This is a genomic window from Streptomyces sp. NPDC030222, assembly GCF_055573115.1.
This window is the reverse complement of record NZ_JBVICA010000007.1, coordinates 320,158-341,015: the sequence shown is the minus strand read 5'-3', so window position 1 is coordinate 341,015 and position 20,858 is coordinate 320,158. Positions and strand designations below refer to the sequence as shown.

General features: G+C 73.0%; 16 protein-coding genes and 1 pseudogene. 11 read left to right on the top strand and 6 right to left on the bottom strand.

Going from position 1 to position 20,858, the window contains the following annotated elements; translation table 11 throughout:
• The first annotated feature begins 271 nt into the window (after positions 1-271).
• Genes ACZ4Z5_RS14065 through ACZ4Z5_RS14040 form a run of 6 tightly spaced genes read left to right on the top strand, consistent with a single transcriptional unit; the run spans position 272 to position 9,152 of the window.
• Complete coding sequence (locus ACZ4Z5_RS14065) at positions 272-1,330, top strand: 3-oxoacyl-ACP synthase III family protein (RefSeq protein ID WP_468261455.1); 1,059 nt, start codon at positions 272-274, stop codon at positions 1,328-1,330.
• A gap of 2 nt (positions 1,331-1,332) precedes the next feature.
• On the top strand, positions 1,333-2,280 hold the full coding sequence (locus ACZ4Z5_RS14060) for a hypothetical protein (RefSeq protein WP_468261452.1): 948 nt from the start codon (positions 1,333-1,335) through the stop codon (positions 2,278-2,280).
• The gene (locus tag ACZ4Z5_RS14055; protein WP_468261449.1) at positions 2,280-4,262 is read left to right on the top strand and encodes a fatty acid CoA ligase family protein; all 1,983 of its coding nucleotides are present in this window, start codon (positions 2,280-2,282) and stop codon (positions 4,260-4,262) included. The genes ACZ4Z5_RS14060 and ACZ4Z5_RS14055 overlap by 1 nt, the downstream gene beginning before the upstream one ends.
• Entirely contained in the window at positions 4,259-5,296 is a 1,038-nt protein-coding gene (locus tag ACZ4Z5_RS14050; RefSeq protein WP_468261446.1) for an NAD-dependent epimerase/dehydratase family protein, read from the top strand. The genes ACZ4Z5_RS14055 and ACZ4Z5_RS14050 overlap by 4 nt, the downstream gene beginning before the upstream one ends.
• Positions 5,293-8,463 (top strand): non-ribosomal peptide synthetase, encoded by a 3,171-nt coding sequence (locus tag ACZ4Z5_RS14045; protein WP_468261443.1) that lies wholly within the window; start codon positions 5,293-5,295, stop codon positions 8,461-8,463. The genes ACZ4Z5_RS14050 and ACZ4Z5_RS14045 overlap by 4 nt, the downstream gene beginning before the upstream one ends.
• Positions 8,460-9,152: a formyltransferase family protein gene (locus ACZ4Z5_RS14040; RefSeq protein ID WP_468261440.1), complete on the top strand. Its 693-nt coding sequence runs from the start codon at positions 8,460-8,462 to the stop codon at positions 9,150-9,152. Before ACZ4Z5_RS14045 ends, ACZ4Z5_RS14040 begins: the two co-directional genes overlap by 4 nt.
• Before the next feature lie 83 nt (positions 9,153-9,235).
• Here the strand turns inward: ACZ4Z5_RS14040 and ACZ4Z5_RS14035 are convergent, their stop codons facing one another.
• From ACZ4Z5_RS14035 to ACZ4Z5_RS14025, 3 genes are all read right to left on the bottom strand, one after another.
• Entirely contained in the window at positions 9,236-9,769 is a 534-nt protein-coding gene (locus ACZ4Z5_RS14035; RefSeq protein ID WP_468261437.1) for a hypothetical protein, read from the bottom strand.
• A gap of 75 nt (positions 9,770-9,844) precedes the next feature.
• The gene (locus ACZ4Z5_RS14030) at positions 9,845-10,246 is read right to left on the bottom strand and encodes a WhiB family transcriptional regulator (RefSeq protein ID WP_468261434.1); all 402 of its coding nucleotides are present in this window, start codon (positions 10,244-10,246) and stop codon (positions 9,845-9,847) included.
• 235 nt (positions 10,247-10,481) lie between these two features.
• Positions 10,482-11,864 carry an FAD-binding oxidoreductase gene (locus ACZ4Z5_RS14025; protein WP_468261431.1) on the bottom strand — a complete coding sequence of 461 codons (1,383 nt, stop codon included), beginning with the start codon at positions 11,862-11,864 and terminating at the stop codon, positions 10,482-10,484.
• A gap of 680 nt (positions 11,865-12,544) precedes the next feature.
• On the opposite strand from ACZ4Z5_RS14025, the gene ACZ4Z5_RS14020 reads away from it, so the two are divergent.
• The 4 genes and pseudogenes from ACZ4Z5_RS14020 to ACZ4Z5_RS14005 all read left to right on the top strand — a co-directional run bounded on the left by ACZ4Z5_RS14020 (position 12,545) and on the right by ACZ4Z5_RS14005 (position 15,434).
• A complete protein-coding gene (locus ACZ4Z5_RS14020) occupies positions 12,545-12,985 on the top strand; it encodes a hypothetical protein (protein WP_468261429.1) in 441 nt (146 codons plus the stop codon).
• 160 nt (positions 12,986-13,145) lie between these two features.
• A pseudogene (locus ACZ4Z5_RS14015) lies at positions 13,146-13,487 on the top strand (MFS transporter); the annotation flags it as partial.
• 550 nt (positions 13,488-14,037) lie between these two features.
• Positions 14,038-14,916 carry a S1 family peptidase gene (locus tag ACZ4Z5_RS14010; RefSeq protein ID WP_468261426.1) on the top strand — a complete coding sequence of 293 codons (879 nt, stop codon included), beginning with the start codon at positions 14,038-14,040 and terminating at the stop codon, positions 14,914-14,916.
• 113 nt (positions 14,917-15,029) lie between these two features.
• The gene (locus tag ACZ4Z5_RS14005) at positions 15,030-15,434 is read left to right on the top strand and encodes a PPOX class F420-dependent oxidoreductase (protein WP_468261423.1); all 405 of its coding nucleotides are present in this window, start codon (positions 15,030-15,032) and stop codon (positions 15,432-15,434) included.
• Positions 15,435-15,545: 111 nt separating this feature from the next.
• Here ACZ4Z5_RS14005 and ACZ4Z5_RS14000 read toward each other — a convergent pair whose 3' ends face one another.
• From ACZ4Z5_RS14000 to ACZ4Z5_RS13990, 3 genes are all read right to left on the bottom strand, one after another.
• The gene (locus ACZ4Z5_RS14000) at positions 15,546-16,082 is read right to left on the bottom strand and encodes a hypothetical protein (protein WP_468261421.1); all 537 of its coding nucleotides are present in this window, start codon (positions 16,080-16,082) and stop codon (positions 15,546-15,548) included.
• Between the two features lie 147 nt (positions 16,083-16,229).
• Positions 16,230-17,486 (bottom strand): MFS transporter, encoded by a 1,257-nt coding sequence (locus tag ACZ4Z5_RS13995; RefSeq protein WP_468261418.1) that lies wholly within the window; start codon positions 17,484-17,486, stop codon positions 16,230-16,232.
• Positions 17,487-17,680: 194 nt separating this feature from the next.
• Positions 17,681-18,079, bottom strand: coding sequence for a hypothetical protein (locus ACZ4Z5_RS13990; protein WP_468261415.1), 399 nt, complete (start codon positions 18,077-18,079; stop codon positions 17,681-17,683).
• Positions 18,080-18,735: 656 nt separating this feature from the next.
• Here ACZ4Z5_RS13990 and ACZ4Z5_RS13985 point away from each other — a divergent pair.
• Complete coding sequence (locus ACZ4Z5_RS13985; protein WP_468261413.1) at positions 18,736-20,850, top strand: DUF4139 domain-containing protein; 2,115 nt, start codon at positions 18,736-18,738, stop codon at positions 20,848-20,850.
• Positions 20,851-20,858 lie beyond the last annotated feature (8 nt).

Below are 20,858 nucleotides of genomic sequence, written 5' to 3'. Positions count from 1 at the left end.
CATCCGGCTCTCGCGGAACTGCGGAATACCGCTCGAATGACGGGGTGGTGATCGTCACATCCCTATGGCACGAGGCCGCTTGAGTAATGCGATAGTCTCTTTCCGTGACGTGCTCGCGTCAGTCGGCACTCCCCTGACCAGGGAGAAGTCGACGACGAAACCATGGGCACACCCACGGTCTGATGCACGGGAATGGTGACGTCGATTCACCTCGCAACGATTTAACAGAACCTTGATTCGCCGGACCCACGCGCGAAAAGTTCTTTCGGAAGTGAGTGTTGTGAACAAAACCCGGTTAGAAGCCATCGGGGCCTATCTCCCCGCGACGGTGATGAGCACCCGGGAACTCCTCGACCGCCTGGAGAAGGCCCCGGAGTTCGACCTCGTGAAGATCACCGGGATGACCGAGCGGCGGGTCGCCGACGACACCGCGCAGCACCCCGAGAACAGCCTGACGATGGCGGTGTCGGCGGCCCGCGACTGCCTGCACCGCTCCCGCTACGCCCCGGACGAGATCGACGTCGTGATCTCCTGCTCCATCAGTCGCACCACGGACGGCCGACGCCTGCAGTTCGAGCCGTCGTTCGCGCACCGCATCGCCGAGGAGCTCGGCGCGCGGCACGCGATCCGCTTCGACGTGTCCAACGCCTGCGCGGGCATGATGACCGGCGTCCACCTGCTGGACCGGATGATCCGCGCCGGGACGGTGCGCAACGGCCTGGTGCTGAGCGGCGAGCACATCACCCCCATCGCCTTCACCGCCGCACGCGAGATGGAGGACAGCCGCGACCCCCAGTTCGCGTCGATGTCCGTGGGCGACTCCGCCGTCGCGGTGGTCGTGGACCGCGCCACCGACGAACGGGACATGATCCATGACATCGAGCTGATGACCTGCTCGGAGTACTCGCACCTCTGTCTCGGCATGCCCAGTGACGACACCGGTGACATGGCCATGTACACCAACAACAAGGAGATGCACGCCGAGGACCGGCTCTCGCTGTGGCCGGCCTTCCACGGCGACCGGCTGGCCGGGCAGGACCGCCGGTTCGCCGACGAGGGCTACGACTTCATCATCCACCACCAGGTGGGCAGCAGGTTCGTGGACTACATGAACGCGGTGGGCGAGAGCAGCTTCGGCACCCCGATGCCGCAGTCGCTCGCGGTCGTCGACCGCCTCGCCAACACCGCTACCACCTCGCACTACCTGGTGCTGCATCAGGCACTCGCGGAAGGCCGGATACCCGAGGGGTCGAAGGTGCTGATGGTGCCGGCGGCCTCGGGTGTGGTGACCGGCTTCCTGTCCGCGACCGTCTCCTCCCTGGAGGTGTGACCATGGCCACCGTCATCACTTCGGCCGCGCTGAGCCCCGCCGACGGTTCCGGCAGCTCCATCGGCCACGCGGCGGCGGCCGGCCGCGCCTGTCTGGAGCAGGCCGGGCTCACCGCCGGGGACGTCGACGTCCTCGTCAACGTCGGGGTCTACCGCGATTCCAACATCGTCGAGCCGTCCGTCGCGGCGCTGATCCAGAAGCGCATCGGCATCAATCTCGACTACCTCCACTCGCCCGACCGGCGGGCCGCCTTCTCCCTCGACCTGATGAACGGGGCCTGCGGGGTGCTCAACGCCGTGCAGGCCGCCGACGCGCTGCTGTCGACCGGCAGTGCCCGCCGGGTGATGGTCGTCTCCGCCGACACCCATCCGTCGATGGACCCGTCCCGTGCCGGCACGGACGCGTTCCCCTACGCGAGCACCGGAGCTGCCCTGCTGCTGGAACACACCGGCGGTACCGGCGGCTTCGGCCGGGTGCACCACCGTTCCCTGCCTGGCGGACACGGTGTCAACGGCTACCTGCCGCTGCACGACGTCGGCTCCGACGGACGGATGAGCATCGTCGTGGACCGTGACGACGACGTCCTGGACCGGATGCTCGACCTCGCCGCCGAATCCGTCCGCGCCGCTCTGACGGCAGAGGACGCCACGGGCGCGGACGGAGGCCCCGTCGCCCTCGACCGCACCCTGCTGATCACCTCGCAGCCCTCCCCCGTGTTCGCCGCGCGCCTCGCCAAGCGCCTGGACCTGGCGTCCGACGCCGCCGTCACCGTCGAAGGCGTCCACGGCGACCCGCACACCTCGGCGCTGGTCCATGGATACCGGCAGGCACTGGACACGGACCGGATCGCCGGACACGACCAGGTGCTCTTCGTCGCGGTGGGCGCCGGACTGACGTCGGCGTCCACGCTCTACCGGCTGACCGGCACCGGCGACGGGACCGGTCGCTGATGTCCGCCCCGTCGCTCCCGACCCGAGACCGGCACGCCTCCCTGGCGGAGCTGCTCGCCGGTCACGCCGCACGCACCCCCGGCAAGACGGCCGTCGTCCATCCCGACGGGCGGCGCACCGAACCGGGGGGCCAGGCGGCCTACACCTCGGTCGGCTACGCCGAACTCGCCTCCAGGGTCGCGGCCTGCGCCGCCGGCCTGGAGGCGCAGGGCATCCGCACCGGCACCCGCACCGCCGTCCTGGTGCCGCCCGGCGGCGACCTGCTGACGCTGGTCTTCGCCATGATGCACGTCGGGGCCGTGCCGGTCGTGGTGGATCCCGGCATGGGCCTGAGCCGCATGCTCGACTGCTTCCGGCGGGTGCGCGTGGAGGCGTTCATCGGCGTCCCGAAGGCCCATGTGCTGCGCCGGCTCCGCCCGCGTGCCTTCGCCGGGGTTCGCAGCTCGGTCACGGTGGGCAGTGAGGACGGCACCGCGCTGCGGGAGCTGATCGCCGTCGGCGAGGGCCGGCCGCCGTCGCCTCCGGCGCGGACCGGCCCTGACAGCCTCGCACTGATCGGCTACACCACCGGGAGCACCGGACCGGCGAAACCGGTGGAGGTCACCGTCGGCATGCTCCGCGGCATGGCGGACGGGGCGGAGGAGGGCCACTTCACGGACGACCTGGAGACCACCCTGGTCACCATGCCCCTCATGGGCGTGTTCGACCTGGCGGCCGGCCGCACCGTGGTCGTGCCGAAGATGGACATGGCCCGGGTCGGCGCCGCCGACCCGGCAGCGCTGACCGACGCCATCCTGCGCTTCCGGGTGAACGCGATGTTCGCGTCCCCGGCGCTGCTGGCCCCGCTCGCGGCCCATCTGGCCGGGACCGGCACCCCGTTGCCCTCGCTGCGCCTGCTCATCTCCGGCGGCGCCCCGGTGAGCCCCGGGCTGATGGGCGAGCTGCGGGCCGTACTGCCCGACGAGGCACGGGTGTACAGCACCTACGGGGCGACCGAGGCCCTGCCGATGGCGTTGCTGGAGAGCCGTGAGGCACTGACCGGGCTCGCCGACGGGCCCGCCGCCGGACTCGGTGTCTGTCTGGGGCACCCCGCGCCCGGTACGGCGGTCCGCACCGTCGCGATCAGCGACGGGCCGGTGCCCCGCTGGACGCCCGGGCTGGCGGTGCCGCCCGGTGAGCCGGGCGAGATCGTGGTGAGCGGCCGGGCGGTCAGCCCCCGCTACTTCCGGACCCCGCAGGCCGACGCCGACCACAAGATCCAGGACGGTGCCACCCGCTGGCACCGCACCGGTGACGTCGGATGGATCGACGAGGCGGGCCGGATCTGGTTCTGCGGACGCAAGAGCCACCGGGTGCGCACGGCCGACGGCGATCTGCACACGGTGCGCTGCGAAGGCGTCTTCAACGCCCATCCGCAGGTGAGGCGCACCGCCCTGGTGGGGGTCGGCCCGTACGGCGAGCAGCGGCCGGTGCTGTGCGTGGAGCTGGCTCCGGGCACCGACCGCAGTCAGTGGCCGCGCATCGAGGGCGAGTTGCGCGACCTCGGCGCCGACCACCCCATGACCAAGCCGATCGTGGACTTCCTGCCGCACCCCGCGTTCCCGGTGGACGTCCGCCACAACGCCAAGATCCGCCGGGAGCTGCTGGCCGGCTGGGCCGAGGACCGGCTCACCGGGAGCCGCCGCCCCACGGCGGCGGCGCTGGCGCTGCGCGCGGTCCCGCTGGCCGGCTGGGCCTATGTGGCGGCGTGGCCGCTGCTCCCCTGGGACCATCCGGCGCTCACCGCCCTGTGGGGGCTCGACGTCTTCCTGAGCGTCGTCGTCCACGCGGCGCAGATCCCCGCCGCGCTGCGCGCGGAGCAGGAACTCGCCACCGGCCGCAGGCCCTGGGCCACCGCCGCTCTCACAATGGTCTTCGGGGCGACGTGGTGGCGGACGGCCCGCAGCGGGAGGAGCGCTGCGAGGAAGGCCGCTACGACATGAAGGTACTGGTGACGGGCGCGTCCGGATTCCTGGGCAGCCATATCGTCGACGCCTGCCTCCGCTCGGGAGACGAGGTCCGGGTGCTGGTGCGCGAAGGCAGCGACCTGAGCCGTCTGCGCACCCTGCCGGGCGTCGAGTTCGCCTACGGCGACCTTCGGGACCCTGGCTCGCTGCGGAAGGCGGCGGACGGGATCGACGCCGTGCACCACAGCGCCGCCCGGGTGACCGACCTCGGCACCCGGGACCAGTTCCGCGAGGAGAACGTCGAAGGCACCCGCCGCCTGATGACCGCGGCCAGGGAGGCCGGGGCCCGGCGGTTCGTCTTCATCAGCAGCCCCAGCGCGCTGATGGGCATCCGCGACGGCGACCGGCTCGGCATCGACGAGAGCGAGCCCTACCCGCGGCGCTTCCTCAATCTGTACTCGGAGACCAAGGCCGCGGCGGAGCGCCTGGTGCTGGCCGCGGACCGGCCGGACTTCACCACGGTGGCGCTGCGTCCGCGCGCCGTGTGGGGTCCGCGCGACCATTCCGGTTTCATGCCGCGCCTGCTCGCGAAGATGATGACCGGCAGCCTGCCGGACCTCTCCGGAGGCAGGCCCGTGTACGCCTCGCTGTGCCATTGCGAGAACGCCGCCGCAGCCAGTGTCCGGGCCTCCCGGGCCGACGGCGTGGGCGGCCGGGCGTACTTCATCGCGGACCCGGAGCCGGTGGAGGTGTGGAGCACCCTGGCCGGCCTGGCCGAGCGGTTCGGCGGAACGCCCCCGACCCGGCGGGTCCGCCTCGGTCCGCTGCGCGCCGCCGCCTTCGTCGCGGACATGGTGTGGACGTTCCCCCCGCTGGCCAGGCGTGCGTCCCCGCCCCTGTCCCGCTACTCGCTGGCGCTGCTGACCCGTTCCACGACGTACGACACCTCGGCGGCGCGACGGGACCTGATCGCGCCGGCGGTGGACCACGAAAGCGGGATGGCCGGGCTGACGGCCTGGATCGAGGAGATCGGCGGAGTCGACGAGTTCATCCGGAAGGTGAAGCCATGACCGTGCAGTACGCAGCCCCCGGTTCCACGGGCGGCGCCTCCGCGTTCCGGCGGCCCGTCTCCCCCACCGAATGGTCTTACCTCGCCGCCGCCCGGCTCGGCGACCTGATGGTGATCCAGCTCGTCGTCGAGGGCTCCGGGGAGATCGACGCCCGTGCGCTGAGCCGTGCCGTGGCGCGGGCCTCGCGGTCCTGCCCCGGCTCCCGGCTCGTGCGCCGCGGCAGGACGTGGCTCGACAGCGGTATGCCCGCCAGGGTCGTGGTGGCGGACTCCGCCTCGTTCGACCGGACCACGCTCACCGGACTGCCGGAGCTCGCCGGTCACCTGGCGGAGTCGGAGGACCGTCCGGGGTGCGAGGTGCTGCTGCTCACCGGTGAACCGGGCACCGTCGTCTTCCGCGCCGCGCACGCCGTCATGGACCTCAAGGGCCTGCAGACGTGGGCCGCCGAGGTGTTCCGCGCCCTGCGGGGCGAGCACCTGCCCGGCGCCGGGGAGGCGCTGACGGACTACCGGCTCCTGGACACGCTCGGCAGAACGGGGCAGCGGCCCCGCCTCGGGCTCGACCAGCGTTCCCCGCTGGGCGGCCGGGCGGGCACGGCCGCCGTGTGGCGCCGGCGGACCGTGCCGGGCCGGCCCGCCGCGGCAACCGCGAGGGTCGCCGCCGCCGTTGCCGGGGCCGTCGGTTCCCCGGCCCGGATCATGGTGCCGGTCGATCTCCGGCGGCATGTCCGCGATGCGGCCGCCACGGCGAACCTCACCCTGCCCGTGTTCCTCGACGTACCATCCGGCCAGGATCCGGACGCCGTCCACCGGCGGCTGCTGAACGCCCTCGCGGACCGGCGGGAACTGGCCGCCGGCACCGAGGCGTCGCTGGCCAGGCTCCCGCTGTCCGCGGCCGCTGCACTCCTGCGCGCCTCGCGGGCCGCGACGCTCGCACGGCACCGCCACCTCGCCTCGGCGATCGTCTCGCACGCCGGCCGGCTCGAGCTCGCGGAGTACAGCACGACCGGATTCACCGCGACGACGGTCTACGCCCTGCCCGTCCACGCCCCCTTGGTCCCCTTCAGCGTCGTGATGCTCGAACTGCCCGGGCACACCGAGCTGGTGGTCTCCGCCCAAGGGTCCGCGGACGTGGGCGAGCGCTGCGACGCACTGCTCGACCGGCTCGCCGGAGCGCTCACGGCGGCACAACCGCACGGCGGCCGACCGGAGATGAAGCCGACCCGTGAGCCGGCCGCCGCCGAGCGACTCCTCGCTCCGGGACCCGAGGGGCTGCCCCCGCTGGACACCACGGTCGTGCAGCTGTTCCGGGCACAGGCCGCCCGGTCCCCGCAGGCTCCGGCCGTGACCGGCGACGCCGCGCACTGGTCGTACGACGAACTGGACCGGCGTTCCGACGCCGTGGCCGCCGGGCTGCTCGCCCGGGGGGTGCGGCGCGGCGAGATCGTCGGGGTGGTCGCCGACCGTTCGGCGTACGGCGTCGCCGCGGTCTGGGGCGTGCTCAAGGCGGGCGCGGCGTTCCTCCCCGTCGACGTCCGCAATCCCGCGCAGCGCGTCGTGGAGCTGCTGCGCGACGCGCAGACCCGGTTCTGCCTGGCGGAGACCGCCCGGGCCGGTCTCGTCCGGGACTCCGACTGCACGACGATCCTCCTGGAGGATGTCGCCACCGCCGACGGCACGCTCGACGCACCGGCGCGGGAAACACTCGTCACCGCGGCTCCCTGTCCGGACGACCTGGCGTACGTCATCTACACCTCGGGGTCCACCGGCCGGCCCAAGGGGGTGCAGGTGGAGCACCGGAGCCTGGTCAACGCGGTCGGCTGGCTGGCACCGGTCATGCGGTGCGACGCCGGGAGCCGTGTGGCGTACTCCTTCTCGCCGGGCTTCGACCTGTCGCTGATGCAGATCTTCCCGCCGCTGCTGCACGGCGGATCGGTCGTGCCGGTCCCCGGCGAGCTCGACCACCTCAAGCTCCGCGACATGTTCTCGGGCCGGCACGCCAACACCCTGTCGCTCACCCCGACCCATCTCGACCTCGCGGCACGGCTCGGGATCCGCCCGGCGGGCATCCGCGCACTGCAACTGGGCGGTGAGAACCTCACGGCGTCCACGGCCCGCCGGGCACGCGAGGCCTTCGGGCCGGACTGTCTGATCGTCAACGCCTACGGTCCCACCGAGGCGACGCTGGCCTGCACGGCCGCCGTCGTCGAGAACGGCATCACGCGCGGCTCGGCGCCGATCGGCGTGCCGGTGCACCGCACCGCGGTGGCCGTGCTGGACGAGCAGCGGCGCGAGGTCCCGGACGGCCGGCTCGGCGAACTGTACGTCACCGGCGTCCAGTTGGCCCGCGGTTACCTGGGCCGCCCCGACCTGACCGCCGAGCGGTTCGTCTTCCTGTCGGACGGCCGCCGCGCCTACCGCACGGGAGACCTGGTGCTCCGGCTGCCCGACGGACAGCTGGAGTACGCGGGGCGCATCGACGACCAGGTGAAGATCCGCGGTCACCGGGTGGAGCCCGCCGAGGTCGAGGCGGCACTGACCGAGCTGCCGGACATCGCCCAGGCGGCCGTGGTCGCCCGCAGCAGGGGCGACGACGTGCTGGCGCTGTGCGCGTTCGTGGTCCTCGCCCAGGGCGTCACCGCCTTCGACGAGGCCGCCGTGCGCGCCGATGCGGCCCGGTCGCTCCCGCCGCACCTGGTGCCCTCGGTGGTCCGTGCCCTGCCGGCCCTGCCGGAGACGTCCAGCGGGAAGACCGACCGGAAGGCCCTGCCCGATCCCTTCCGGGCCACCGTCACGGGGGCGGACGGTCCGGCGGACACGGCGGACCCGCCGGAGGCGCCCGCAGCGGCCGCAGGGGCGGCACCGGACGACGAAGGCGGCGTGGCCGCACCGGTCGACGAGGGCGGCGACGACGCAGTGGCGGCCGTGACCGCCGGGATCTGGTCCCGTGTCCTGCGCTGCGACACCGCGGACCTCGACGCCTCGTCCGACTTCCATGCACTCGGCGGGGACTCGCTCGCGGTTCTGGAGATGCTGTCGGCCCTCGGTGACGAGCTGCTCGGCAGGTCCGCCGAGCAGCAACTGCTCGCCTATCTCGGCCCGTTGAGCAGCGGGCTGACCCTGGGCCGGGTCGTCGAGGCCGTCAGCGCGGTGCGGAGCGAGTCATGATCTTCGTCGGTGAGGGCGCGCTGCTGTGGCGCGCCGTGCAGCACACTCTGGACAGCGGACTGCCGGTGGACCTCGTCTGCGGCCCGGCCTCCACGGGTGCCGGTCCGGCGGCGACGTCCGGGGTCCGCTTCCTCGCCACCACGGACGTCAACGCGGTCGCGGCCGAGCTGACGGCGGCCTGCACGGACGGGCTGGTCTGGTCGGTCAACAACCGGATGATCTTCCGGGCTCCGGTGCTGTCCGCCGGGCTGCGCGTCCTGAACGTCCACCACGGTCCGCTCCCCGCCTATCGCGGGATGCCGGAGGTGGCGCTGGTGTACGCCATGTTGCGGGGCGAACGGGAGTTCGCCGCGACGCTCCACCGCGTCGACGCGGGCATCGACACCGGTCTGCCCCTGGCCGCCGAACCCTATCCGATCGGCGCGGACGAGCCGTACCACATGGTGATGCGCCGGGGACTGCAGGTCTGCCACCGGCTCTTCGAGCGGTGCCTGCCGCACGTGGCGGCCGACCCCGACTGGGCGGGCGATGGCGTCCCGCCGGTCGAACAGGCGGGCACGGGTGGCTACTTCGGCCGTACGGCACTGGGCCGGCTGACCGGGTACCGCGACCACCCGGACTTCGCCCGCGCCACGGACCTCGGGTTCCTGGCCGGCTATCTCCCGGAGCTCGCCGCCGCCCTGGCGTGATTGGCGGCCACACGGTGCTCCCGTCCCCCGCCGTCGGGACCGGCTGCGGGGGGCGGGAGCACCGTCGTGAGCTCGTCGGCGCGTCAGCCGAAGGTGTCCTCGATGGTGAGCAGGTACCGGGAGGACCCCCGCTCGGCGTACCGCATCTCGACCCAGTAGGCGGTGTTGTACTTCGCGTGCTCCAGCTGGCTCACATGGAACACCACGGCGGTACCGTCGATCGTCTTCCGGCCCACGAGCTCACCGGCCGCGGGCTTGGTCACCTGCCAGCCGTTCGCGGCCGCCAGTTTCCGGTAGTGGTCCTCGATCCCCTTCAGCGGCGTCCCGGCGGGGGGCAGGTCGAACCCGCGGAGCGCGCCGCCGTAGTACCTGTTGTCGTCGTTGCCCTCGCAGGGCTGGAAGACCTGCGTCGGCTGGTCGATCGGTGCGGTGCCCGGCGGCGGCCGGGTCAGTACGGGGTCGTCGGCCAGCGACCGGGAGAGCCGGGCCTCGGCATCACTGCACCGATGACCGGAGACGAGGTATTCCGGCACCCGCGCCAGAACCGCCGCCGCCCCCGCGGCCACGACCAGCACCACGAGCGCCACGGTGAGGAGGATCCAGGTCTTCTGCTTCACAACGCCCAGCGTAGGCGGGCTGCTTCACACCGCCGACGGCGGGGGCGGCGGCCCGGGCGGGCCGCCGCCAAGCGCTCACGCGGCGACCGCGTCCCTCCGCTGCGCCACGGGACGGAGACGGCGTTCCGCCGGCCCGCGCTCCCGGCGGACCCCCTCGGCGAGCGTGTCGACCCAGTCCGCGCCCAGCCGGCCGCTGAGCCTCGCGCGCAGCGCGTTGCGCTGACGGGCGGTCGTGGCGGCCCAGATGCCGTTCGGCGTGAGCGCGGGATTGGCCAGCGCCCAGCGCAGGCAGTCCTGCACGACCGGGCAGGTCGAGCACAGCGCACGGGCAGCCTCCAACTGCTCCTGCACCTTCGGGCCGTTCTCGCCGTGGCCGTGGACGAACCGCTCCGGGTCGGTGCTGCACGCGGGCGGGTTCTCCGCGTGAGGGAACGGGATGCGAGGGTCGGCGAGGCGAACGGTGACGGCGAGACCCATGAGTGAACCCCCAGGACAAACGATGAGCAGGATGCCAGGGCCCCGGAGAGCGAGGTGCGTTCCGGTTCCACCTATCCATACGCACGGGAGCGCGTCGCGTTCAATGCGGGTGTGACATCCGACGGAAAGCGGTGCCATCGGTACGTGGAGTGATCACAGGGATCTGCTGCGCAGCGGTGGGGGTTCCGCCGGGCCCGCACACCGGTGGCCGGCCGGATCGCCTCGCCGCCGCGGGTCACTGCGGCGCCGGCGCGATGTTCTGGTTGGCGTGGAAGAGATTGTGCGGGTCGTACGTCCGCTTGATGCCGGCCAGCCGGTCGTAGTGGTCGCGGTACGTCGCCCGGACCCGGTCCTGGCCCTCGCCCGTACCCATGAAGTTCACGTACGAGCCGCCCATGGAGTGCGGGAGCATCTCCTCCCAGTAGTCCACGCACCAGCGCCTGATGGTCTCGGCGTTGGCCGGGTCGGGGTCGACGCCCGCGAAGACACCGGACCAGACGGCGTCCCGGTAGCTCCACGCCGTGTCGTCCGGGCCCACCCTGTGGGCGGCGCAGTCGACCGGGTACAGGTGCATCAGCGACAGTTGGGTGGGGAGGCTCTCGCCGTACTTGAGGTGCACGTCCAGGGCGGCGTCCGGGATCCGGTCGAAGAAGGCCCCGCGCCAGTACCACTGGTACCCGGGCGGGATCAGCTCGTCGAACGAGCCCTGCAACACGGGGTACGGCATCGGCGCCGTGAAGTGGAAGGCCGGCGGCCCCGGTTCCCGTACCGCCGCGAAGACCTCTTCGAAACGGCCGGGGTCGCCGGTGTGGCACCCCACGAGACCGCACATCTTCCGCCCGTGGAGTTCTTCGGGGAACGGCGGGGCGGGCGGGATGACGAAGAGCGTGAAGAAGGCGTAGAAGTCCTCGGGCGCCCTCGGGAGGAACTCGCGGTACCAGGCCAGCACCTCACGGGTGTGTTCGACCGGCCACACGGTGATCGCCACTCCGACGGTGTCCACGGGGTGGAGCCGGTACGTGAAGGAGGTGACGATGCCGAAGTTGCCGCCGCCGCCGCGCAGCGCCCAGAAGAGGTCGGGATGCTCGGTCTCGCTCGCGGTGACGAATCCGCCGTCTGCCAGCACGACGTCGGCAGCGAGCAGATTGTCCATGGTGAGCCCGTACTTGCGGGTGAGGTAGCCGTGTCCGCCGCCGAGGGTCAGGCCGCCGACACCGGTCATGGAGATGATGCCGGCGGGTGTGGCGAGCCCGAAGGCGTGGGCCGCGTGGTCGAGGTCGCCGATCTGGCTGCCGCCTCCGACCTGTGCCGTCCGCGCGGCGGGATCCACCCGCACCCAGCGCATCGGCGACAGGTCGATCGTGACACCGTCGTCCACGAGGCAGAGCCCGGGGCCGCTGTGTCCGCCGCCCCGGACGGCGAGCTCCAGTCCGTTGTCGCGGACGAAGGCGAGCGCGGCCATGACGTCGCCGGCGTCCGCGCAGCGCACGAGGGCGGCGGGCCGCTTGTCGATCATCGCGTTGTAGACCTGTCGGGCCTGGTCGTACTCGGCGTCCTGAGGGCCGATGACGGGCCCTCGCAGCGCGGTCCGCATCGCTTCCAGCGTCGCACCGTCCATGGCGGTCTCCTCCGAGGCAGGCGAGGGGCCCTTGGTCCTCGCCGGCCCTCGGCCCTCTCCCTGGACAGCCCCGATGACCGGCTGGGAGCCCTCCGCCGGGTCTTCACCAGTCGACTCGAAGCCCCGGAAGGTCCCGGCGTCCGCGGCAGCCGCGCGGTCACCACGCGAGGGTCCGGGCCGTGTCCGCACGACGTCCGGGCGGTGTACGGACGTCCGGGGCCGGCGTCGTGGTGCGCGCCGACCGCACAGAGATCCGCGTCGGAGGGGAGCAGGCGCGACCGCCTGCACCACCCGCGATCCGGCCGGGAGCGGACGTCCCGGGGCTGACCCGTCCAGCGTCCCGCCGAACGGGAGGGGACGCAATTCCTGCGGCGGCAGCCGGCGGGCGGGCACGAGGCCGCTCATCCGGACCGTTTGCCCGGGCCATTTGTCCGAGGGACTCGTCCCGGATCCGTCTGCGTGGTCCATCCGGGCGGATCCGGCCCGGCTCCGGCGGTCACCACCCGTACGGGTGGTGCTTCCCGGGGCACGGTCGTAGCGTCGATTCAGGGACAAGCGCTGAACGAAGGGTGCCACCACCACCGATGCGGCTGTCCCCGACGTACGCACCGCGACGCGCGGGCGGGTCGGGGCGGACGGGTGGCAGCCCGGGCCCACCGAGAGGCAGCTGGGGAGCCGATATGCACAGACACACGGTGAGGACGGCTGTCATGCTGTGTGCCGCCACGGCACTGGCGGCAGCAGGAGCACCGGCGACCGTTTCCGCAGCGCCGCCCCCCGACGCACACGTGGTGCTCGTCGACTGCTTCTCGGAATCACAGGTCCGCCCCCGGGACTTCCTCCTGGCGTGCGGCGACGGCAACAACCGCCTCACCACACTCACCTGGTCGTCGTGGGCGGCCGCGTCCGCCGAGGGCAGGGGCGTCGACATGGTGAACGACTGTCAGCCCTACTGCGCCGCGGGCACGTTCCGCTCGTACCCGGTCATGGTGAAGCTCGACCGCCCCGAGCCCTGGGACAGGAACCCCGAGCTCCAGCGGTACACCCGTATGCATCTCGTCTATCCGAACGACCGACCGGCGCATCTGCCGCGTGAAGTGACCTACGAACTCTGGGACTGACACCACGTCCCCCGTCGCCCGACGCGCCGAACGGCAGGATCCGTGCTCCGCCGGCACCCCGGGAAGGCCGAGGGCGCGGTGAGCACGCACCGCGTCCGGCGGCCGGGCTATGCGGCCGCGGCGCTGGTGTTCGCCATCGGCATGGCCGGCACCACCCTGCGTCGTGGGTCTGCTGCTGGTGGCGTCGTCACTGATCGCGGAATCCCCGCCGCTGCTCGTCGTCGGCGCTCTGTGCGGCGGCGCCGGCCAGGGGCTCGCCTTCCGCGGGGCACTCACCCTGGTCAGCGGGGCGGCTCCGCCGCAGCACCGGGGCGGCACCATTTCAGCGTTCTTCGTCGTGGCCTACGCCGGGATCTCGCTGCCGGTGGTCGGTGTCGGCGCCCTGGCCGTCTGGCTGGGGCTGCGCCCGGCCGGACTGATCTTCACGGGCTGCGTGATGCTGGTGGCGGCGGGCGCGGGAGCGTTCGCCGCGCGCAGGCCCCCCGTGGAGGCGGTGACGTGAGCCACGGCCTGCGAACAGCCGGTGGCGGAGGCACCACGGGGGCTTATGCGCAGGTCCGGCGCACGCATACGGCGACCACGTCCCGCAGGTTCCCGGTGCGTTCCATGATCGTGCGCTGGACCGCCGCACCGCTGCCCGACCCCATCAGTGCGGCCAGGGCCTCCTGCGCGAGCCCAGCGACGGCTCCGGCTTCTGGATGATGCGGGATGACGGGGGCGGGTTCCCGCAGGCGCCCCGGGGACACCTGGGGCGCGCGAGCCACACGCACGGGAGGCTTACGTAGTACGCGGCCGAGCGGTGCCGGTTCGGGCCACGGGCCGCACTCGGCCACCGGCAGAGGCGTCCCGGCGGCGTCCGGACGTGGTGTTCCCTCGCGGGTCATGACGGGGTGTCGGCCGTCTCGACGGCTAGTGTGTGCCCGTCTCCGCTCGCCCCGGCGGCCGGCCCGCGGCAGGTGACCGCATCGACGGATCCACTGCTCGCCCGCGCCCCGCCGGGTCTCCCTCCCCCACGTCACGAGGGGCCCTCGAGTCTCTCGGAAGGAGCACAAGTGAGGATCAAGCGCACGACCGGTGCCTGGCTCCTCGCCGCGGCCGCCGGGCTTCTGGCCGCCGTCGGACTCGCCCCCCAGGCGAACGCCCAGCCCTCCCCCACCCCGAACGACGCCTCCGTGCTCACCCGCCTGGACCGTGCCGTCCTGGCCGCCGACGTGGCCGGAACGGCCTGGCACGTCGACCAGAAGACCAAGCGTCTCGTTCTCGTCGCGGACAGCACCGTCCCGGCCGCGAAGCTCGTCCGGATCGTGCTGGCCGCCGGACCCGACGCGGGCGCGCTGAAGATCGAGCGCACCCCCGGCAGGATCCGGGAGCTCATCTCCGGCGGCGACGCCATCTACACCAACAGCTGGCGCTGTTCGCTCGGCTTCAACGTGCGCTACGGAACGGCCTTCTTCTTCCTGACCGCCGGACACTGCACCAACGGCGCCGGCACCTGGTACGCCGACCCGTCGCGGTCCATCGTCCTCGGCCCGACGGCCGGATCCAGCTTCCCGAACAACGACTACGGGATCGTCCGGTACACCAACCCGCTGATCCCCAAGCCGGGAACCGCGGGCAGCCAGGACATCACCACCGCCGCGAACCCGACCCTGGGCCAGTCCGCCTGCCGCCGCGGCTCCACCACGGGCGTCCATTGCGGCACCGTCACCGGCCTCAACGTCACGGTGAACTACGGCGGGGGCAACGTAGTCTTTGGCATGATCCGTACGAACATCTGCGGCGAGCCCGGCGACTCCGGCGGTCCCCTCTACTCGGGCACCACCGCCCTCGGCCTCCTGTCCGGCGGCAGCGGCAACTGCACCACCGGCGGCACGACGTTCCACCAACCCGTCGTGGAGGCGCTCAACGCCTACCGGGTCAGCGTGTACTGAGCCCCTGCGGTCCGGGACAGCAGGCCGGCCCGTACGCCCGGGCGGTGGGCACTCGGCCGGGGCGGGACCGGGTGCCTCTGGATTCGAGCTGACGCACAGAGAAGGGAAGAAACGTGTCCGTCCACCTGCCCGACCGGCTCAAGGAACTCCTCGACTCCCCCACCTTCGTGATCCTGGCGACCATCCAGCCCGACGGCAGCCCTCAGGCCTCACCGGTCTGGGCGAAGCGTGACGGGGACGAGGTGCTCATCTCCACGACCGTCGGACGCCGCAAGGAGCAGAACCTCAGGCGCGACCCCCGGACCACGGTGGTCGTCCAGCCCTCCGACCAGCCCTACGTCTACGCGGAGATCCGGGGCACGGCCACCCTCACCACGGAAGGCGGCCAGGAGCTGATCGACGAGTTGTCGCTGAAGTACACCGGCAAGCAGTACGCCGAGTTCAACCCGGCGGCGGCGGACGACGCCCCTCGTGTGGTGGTGCGCATCGCGCCGCGCAAGGTCGTCGGCTTCATCTGAGCATCACGTCGCCCGGGTGTCCGGTGGCACCCCTCCGCGCGGCCCCACTCGATCGGACGCTGTTGGTCCGATCGGGTGGGGCCGCAAGGGCGTCCGACGGACCGTGCGGCCTCAGGAACGGGCCTGGGCCGCCAGTACGCTAGCTGTCACGGTGAGCTGATCGCGCGTGAGATGCGCGGATGTGGAGTGCGTGACGGTCAGGCCCACATCGCCCGCGCCGTCCACCGGGAGGCGGACGACGGCCGTCGCACCATCGGGGCTGAGGCGGGGCTCGCCGCGCTTCGTCGGAGCCGGGATACCGGGGACGAGGAAGAGGGCGGAACCGTGCGATGCGGCAGTGGTGCGCACATGGATCCGGACGGCGTTGATGCGGTAGGCGCAGTCGAGGACGGGCCCCGCGGCGTGCGGCTCGGCACGTGCGACGGGGGTGTCCACGAACGTGCCCGCCCGGCCGGTCATCCCCGCCTCGCGAGCGGCGACCACGATGTCGTACGGGATGGGGCATCGGTCGGCCGCCGGTCCGGTCTCCGCCGCCATCCGGGTGAGACCGTCAACGCTCAAGGGCTTGGTGTCGCCGCCGTCGGCGCACCCCGCGAGCAGCAGCGCGGCAAGGCCGGCGACGAACGCCGTGGATCTCCTCATGGTCACGCCACCGCATCCTAGGCTCGTGCCCCTCCTGGCGGCCTCCCGATGGATCGTGCACCGCGCCCCTGCCTGCCGGGCCGCGGTCCGCTCACCGTGGCCTTCCGAGGTTCCGCGCTGCGCAACGCCGTTCGGTGCGCCCTTCGGTGTCGCTCATGCCCTGGCCTTGCCGGCCTGCACGGTGCCGGCCCGGAGCACGAACGGCCGGGAGGCGACGGTGACGACCACTGATACCGCGGCCAGCGCAGTCACCGTGATGCCAGGTGTGAAGTGCTGGGCGACGCCGCCGGCGATCGCGGCGCCGATGCCCTGCCAGGTCATCCGGCCGGCGGACTCGACGCCCTGGACCTGCCCGCGGACCGCATCTGGCGTCAGCTCGAGCAGCTGTTCCTGAAGCGGCAGGGACGCGGCGAACCCGGCACCGGCGACGAACACCGAGACCAGCACCACCGGCATGGGCGGGTGGACGGCGAACAGCAGATAGGGCACCGCCAGCAGCAGTCGCAGGGCGAACGCACAGCGGCGACGCCGGTCGGCGGTGAGCAGGCGCCCGACCGTCAGGTCCCCGAGGAGCATGCCCGCGGATCCGGCGGCCAGGAGGGCGCCCGCGTGGTTCGGTGCGTACGGGATGAACAGGGCCTCGCAGCCGACGACCAGGCCGTTGGGGACCCACAGGTTCAGCAGCAGCGCCCGCCGGCCGGGGTGGGAGAACAGCGCGGCGTTCGCCGCCCAGGTCCGACGCAGTCCGGGGCGGCGGGTCGGACGGATCGAGCGTTCCCGGACGGTCGTCGCGACCACGGCCAGTCCGAGTCCGGTCAGGGCCGTCGCGACGATGAAGACCCCTTGAGGGCTCAGGTACCGGAGCAGTGCAGCGCCGGCGGCGTAGCCGAGGACGGCCGTGCCACCCGAGGTGATGTTCATCAGCGACCGTGCCTGGACGTACGCGGAGTCCGGTACGACTTCGGCGAGCAGTCCCATCCGCGTGCCGGTCCCCAGGGACTGGAAGAACCCCAGCACCAGCAGGAGACCGAACCGGACGGGGAGCGGCAGCCCCGGGACCGCCTGTGCCGCGACCCCCGTCAGCGCCATGCACTGGAGCACGACGAGGGTCCTGCGAGGGCGCTTGCCGTCCGCGACCGACATCAGCGTCAACGCGCCGAGCACCGTCGCGAACGTGGCGCCGTACATGCTCACGGCCGTCAGGAACGGCGATCCAGTCTCCTGGTCGACCAGGGTGCCGAGCGCGAAACCGGACAAGGTACTGGCCGCCACCGTGAGGGTGAAGCCTGCGTACAGGCCGACGAACTCACGGTTGCGGAGCAGGGCGAGGTAGCCGTAACCGGTGTTCGACGGTGTTGTGGATGTGGTGGATGTGGCGGGCGTGGCGGGTGAAGGTGCGTCAGAAGGCATGAAAAAGCCTCCGAACGCACACGCTGGTGGCGCCGAAGGCAACGCGGTCATTGTAGCAGGGGTTCGATCCGGGAGTTGCTCTGCTGCGGACGGGTGCGGACACCCTGGTTCGCACCCGCCGGACCGGACCGGATCACCGTCGCTGCCGCCGGCTACGGGCCGCGCTCCGCGGCCTGCGGAACGACCCGCTCCGCTCAGGTGTGCCGCTCGCTGAACCAGTACCGGGATTCCGGCTGGTTCGACCGGACGACGGCCAGCGTCGCGGGCACGAGCCAGATCACGCCGAGCACGGGCACGAACGCGAAGAGAAGCAGGGCGAAGGGCAGTGCCGTCCAGCCGTAGGCGTGGGCCGAGACACGCACGGCGGCCTGACGCGTGGGGAACTTGAGGACCGTGGCAATGCCCCAGGCGGCGACCGCCAGGACGAGCACTCCCGCGAAGACCACGATCCCCGAGTGCGCCTCACCCGGCGTGGTGCAGCACTGGTCCCCGGCCTCGGCATCACCCCACACTGCCGTGGCGACGGCGACGCTGTTGGTCAGCAGGGCGATCCCCAGGACGGCTTGCACGGTGGCCAGGGGCGTCATCAGCACGCGGAGGCTCCTGACCGGCTGGGGCATCCCCGATCCAGGTCGAATCGGCCCGCTGCCGTGCCCACCCCACCCGGACCGGCCGTCCGGGCCGGCCACCCTCGGGTTGCCGGCAGCCCGGGCGCGCTGCCCGTGTCGATCGCCCTCGTCGGTCATGCTCACCGGCCTCCCGCCCCTCCCGCCTAGGCGCATGCTCCGGTGGCCCCTCGGCCGCTGTCCAGACGTATTCCGGCCGACGGTCTTCGGCCGCACCCTGCTGCCCGCCATCCGGTCCTCCTGCCGTCCGCGTCCTGCCGACGCATGGTGACTCGTCGTCCGATTGCGCACGGATCGACGGGCCAGGTGAGGGGGGAGAGTGGTCGTCATGAGGCTGACCGACGTCGGCGGTGGCGAGCTCCGCCACGAGCGGCGTGGGCATGGTCCGACTGCTTGCCGACGAAGCGGAAACCACCGTCCGGCCCCGGGCGACCGGTGTCCCGGGGCTCGGCAGACACGGGGTCGACGCACTCCGCCGTCCGGCAACGGCCGGTCGCCGGCGCCTCGTCGCGGTCACCCGGCCCCACGACGGCCCCGTCAGCGGGACTCCTCACTCGACGCGGACGCGCGGACCACTCGGGCGTAGGCTTCGCTCAGCATGGACACGGCGGGGGGCGGAGCACATGAGGGCTGACACGGTACACAGGTGGGACTCGGCCCTGGATTCGGTCGTGGTGTACGCGCAGGGCGCGGTCTGCCGCCGCCTGGCCCGGGGCAGCGTGCCGCCGGACGGCCGGGTGCGGGTGACGGGGCTGCCCCGCTCCCTGAACCCGGGCTCGCTGCGGGCCCGTGTCCTGGGCGCCCCCGGGGTGCGCGTCACCGAGGCGCGGGTGGAGGTCGAGGCCGAGCCGCTCGGCTCCGGCATCCCCGACGCGTTGCAGCGCGAGGTCGAGCGCCTGCGCGACGAGCACGCCGCGGCACAGGGACGCCGGGACCGGCAGCTGGGCCTGATCGAGGAGGTCAGGGCGCTGCACCCGGTCCCGCCGCCCCGCAGGCGCGACGACCCGCACCGCCGTACGCCGGTCGACGCGTGGCTGGAGCTCGCCGACTTCGTCGAGGAGCGGCTGACGAGACTGCACGCCCGCCTCGTGGAGCTGGAGGAGGCGCTGCTCCGCGTCGAGCACGAGCTCACCGTCGCGACGGACCGGCTCGCCCGCGCCTCCACCGACGCGCCGTCAGCACATGTGGAGACCACGGTCTCCGCGGTCCTGACCCTCGACGGCGCCGGTGACGCGGACGTGGAACTGGAGCTCGAGTACGGGGTGCCGGGCGCCGTCTGGGTGCCGGCCTACCGTCTCACCTACCGTCAGGGCGACGGCGACGGCCGTCTGGTGCTGCGTGCCTCGGTCGCCCAGCGCACCGGCGAGGACTGGACCGGCGTGCGCATCGCCCTGGCCACCGCCGACCTGCGGCGCCGCACCGACCTCCCGAAGCTCCGCTCCATCCGGATCGGACGCCGTCAGCCCGCCCCCGCGCCTTCCGGCTGGCGTGAGCCCCCGGCGGGGCTCTCCGATCTGTTCGCCAGATACGACGCGGCAGGCCCCCGACCTGCAACGGCGGCCGCACCGGTGGCTGTCGCGGCCGGCTCCGTCCCCCCGGTTGCCGGGACCCCCGCCGCTCCCGTCGTGGCCGCGGCCTTCTCCGCACCCCGCCCCGTTCCCCCTCCGCCGCCGGCACCGCAGGGCTTTGGGGGCCCGCCCGCAGCGCTCCCGACGCCCGGCGGCGTCGCAGAAGGCGCCTCCGCGGAGGCCTTGGAGAGAGGGGCACCCGACCGCGCGCCGAGGGCGCGCTCCCGACCGGCCGGCAGGCCCGCTGCCGTCGGCCGGGCCTCCGGGGCCCCGGCTCCCATGGCACCGGCGGCTCCCGGTGGGGCCACGCCGCCTCCGGCACCGGTGGCCGGGCCGCCGCAGCCCAGCGGCGCAGAGCTCGACTACGCCGCGCTCGTCCTGTGCGGAGCCGACGGGAAGGGCGATCGCAGGGGCCGGCTGTTCCCCGACGCCCCCGGCGACCAGGTGGCGGCCAAGTGCCGTCGCCGCGCCGAAGCGGTGGCCGCGCTGCCGCTGCCCGGACACGCCGTTCGGCCCCGCGAGTCGGCGGGTTCCTTCGACCACCGCTTCGATGCCGCCGCCCGCGCCGACATTCCGTCGGACGGCACCTGGCACACCGTCACCGTCGCCGAGATCCCGGTCGGTCTGCGCACCGAGTACCTCTGCGTACCGTCCGTGGAGCAGACCGTGTACACCACCTTGGTGCTCTCCAACGCCAACGACCAGGCTCTGCTGGCCGGGCCGGTCGAGGTCACCGTGGACGACGACTTCCTGCTGACCGCCGCGCTGCCCACGCTGGCCCCGGGCGGGGTCCGCCGGGTGGGGCTCGGGCCGGCCGAGGGCATCCGGGTCACCCGCCGTACGAACCTGCAGGAGTCGACCTCGGGCCTGCGCAACAACATCACCGTGCTCGACCACCGTGTCCACGTGGAGCTGGCCAACCTCCTCGCGAGGCCGGTGACCGTCGAGGTCCGCGAGCGGGTGCCGGTCACCTCCGAACCGGACGTCCGGATCGGGGAACGGGCCGACTGGACGGCACCCGAGGAGGGCGCGGGGCCGGAGCACCATGCCCCGGGCACCCGTGTCTGGCGGGTGGACCTGCCCGCCGGGGGCACCGCCGCCCTGGACGGCGGCTACGAGATCCGTATCCCGGCCGGCAAGGCTCTGGTCGGCGGCAACCGCAGGAGCTGACACAGACC

Coding starts and splice junctions, on each gene's coding strand:
- ACZ4Z5_RS14045 (WP_468261443.1), top strand. CDS start 5,293: ATGACCGTGCAGTACGCAGCCCCCGGTTCCACGGGCGGCGCCTCCGCG.
- ACZ4Z5_RS14060 (WP_468261452.1), top strand. CDS start 1,333: ATGGCCACCGTCATCACTTCGGCCGCGCTGAGCCCCGCCGACGGTTCC.
- ACZ4Z5_RS14050 (WP_468261446.1), top strand. CDS start 4,259: ATGAAGGTACTGGTGACGGGCGCGTCCGGATTCCTGGGCAGCCATATC.
- ACZ4Z5_RS13985 (WP_468261413.1), top strand. CDS start 18,736: ATGAGGGCTGACACGGTACACAGGTGGGACTCGGCCCTGGATTCGGTC.
- ACZ4Z5_RS14020 (WP_468261429.1), top strand. CDS start 12,545: ATGCACAGACACACGGTGAGGACGGCTGTCATGCTGTGTGCCGCCACG.
- ACZ4Z5_RS14025 (WP_468261431.1), bottom strand. CDS start 11,864: ATGGACGGTGCGACGCTGGAAGCGATGCGGACCGCGCTGCGAGGGCCC.
- ACZ4Z5_RS14040 (WP_468261440.1), top strand. CDS start 8,460: ATGATCTTCGTCGGTGAGGGCGCGCTGCTGTGGCGCGCCGTGCAGCAC.
- ACZ4Z5_RS14055 (WP_468261449.1), top strand. CDS start 2,280: ATGTCCGCCCCGTCGCTCCCGACCCGAGACCGGCACGCCTCCCTGGCG.
- ACZ4Z5_RS14030 (WP_468261434.1), bottom strand. CDS start 10,246: ATGGGTCTCGCCGTCACCGTTCGCCTCGCCGACCCTCGCATCCCGTTC.
- ACZ4Z5_RS13995 (WP_468261418.1), bottom strand. CDS start 17,486: ATGCCTTCTGACGCACCTTCACCCGCCACGCCCGCCACATCCACCACA.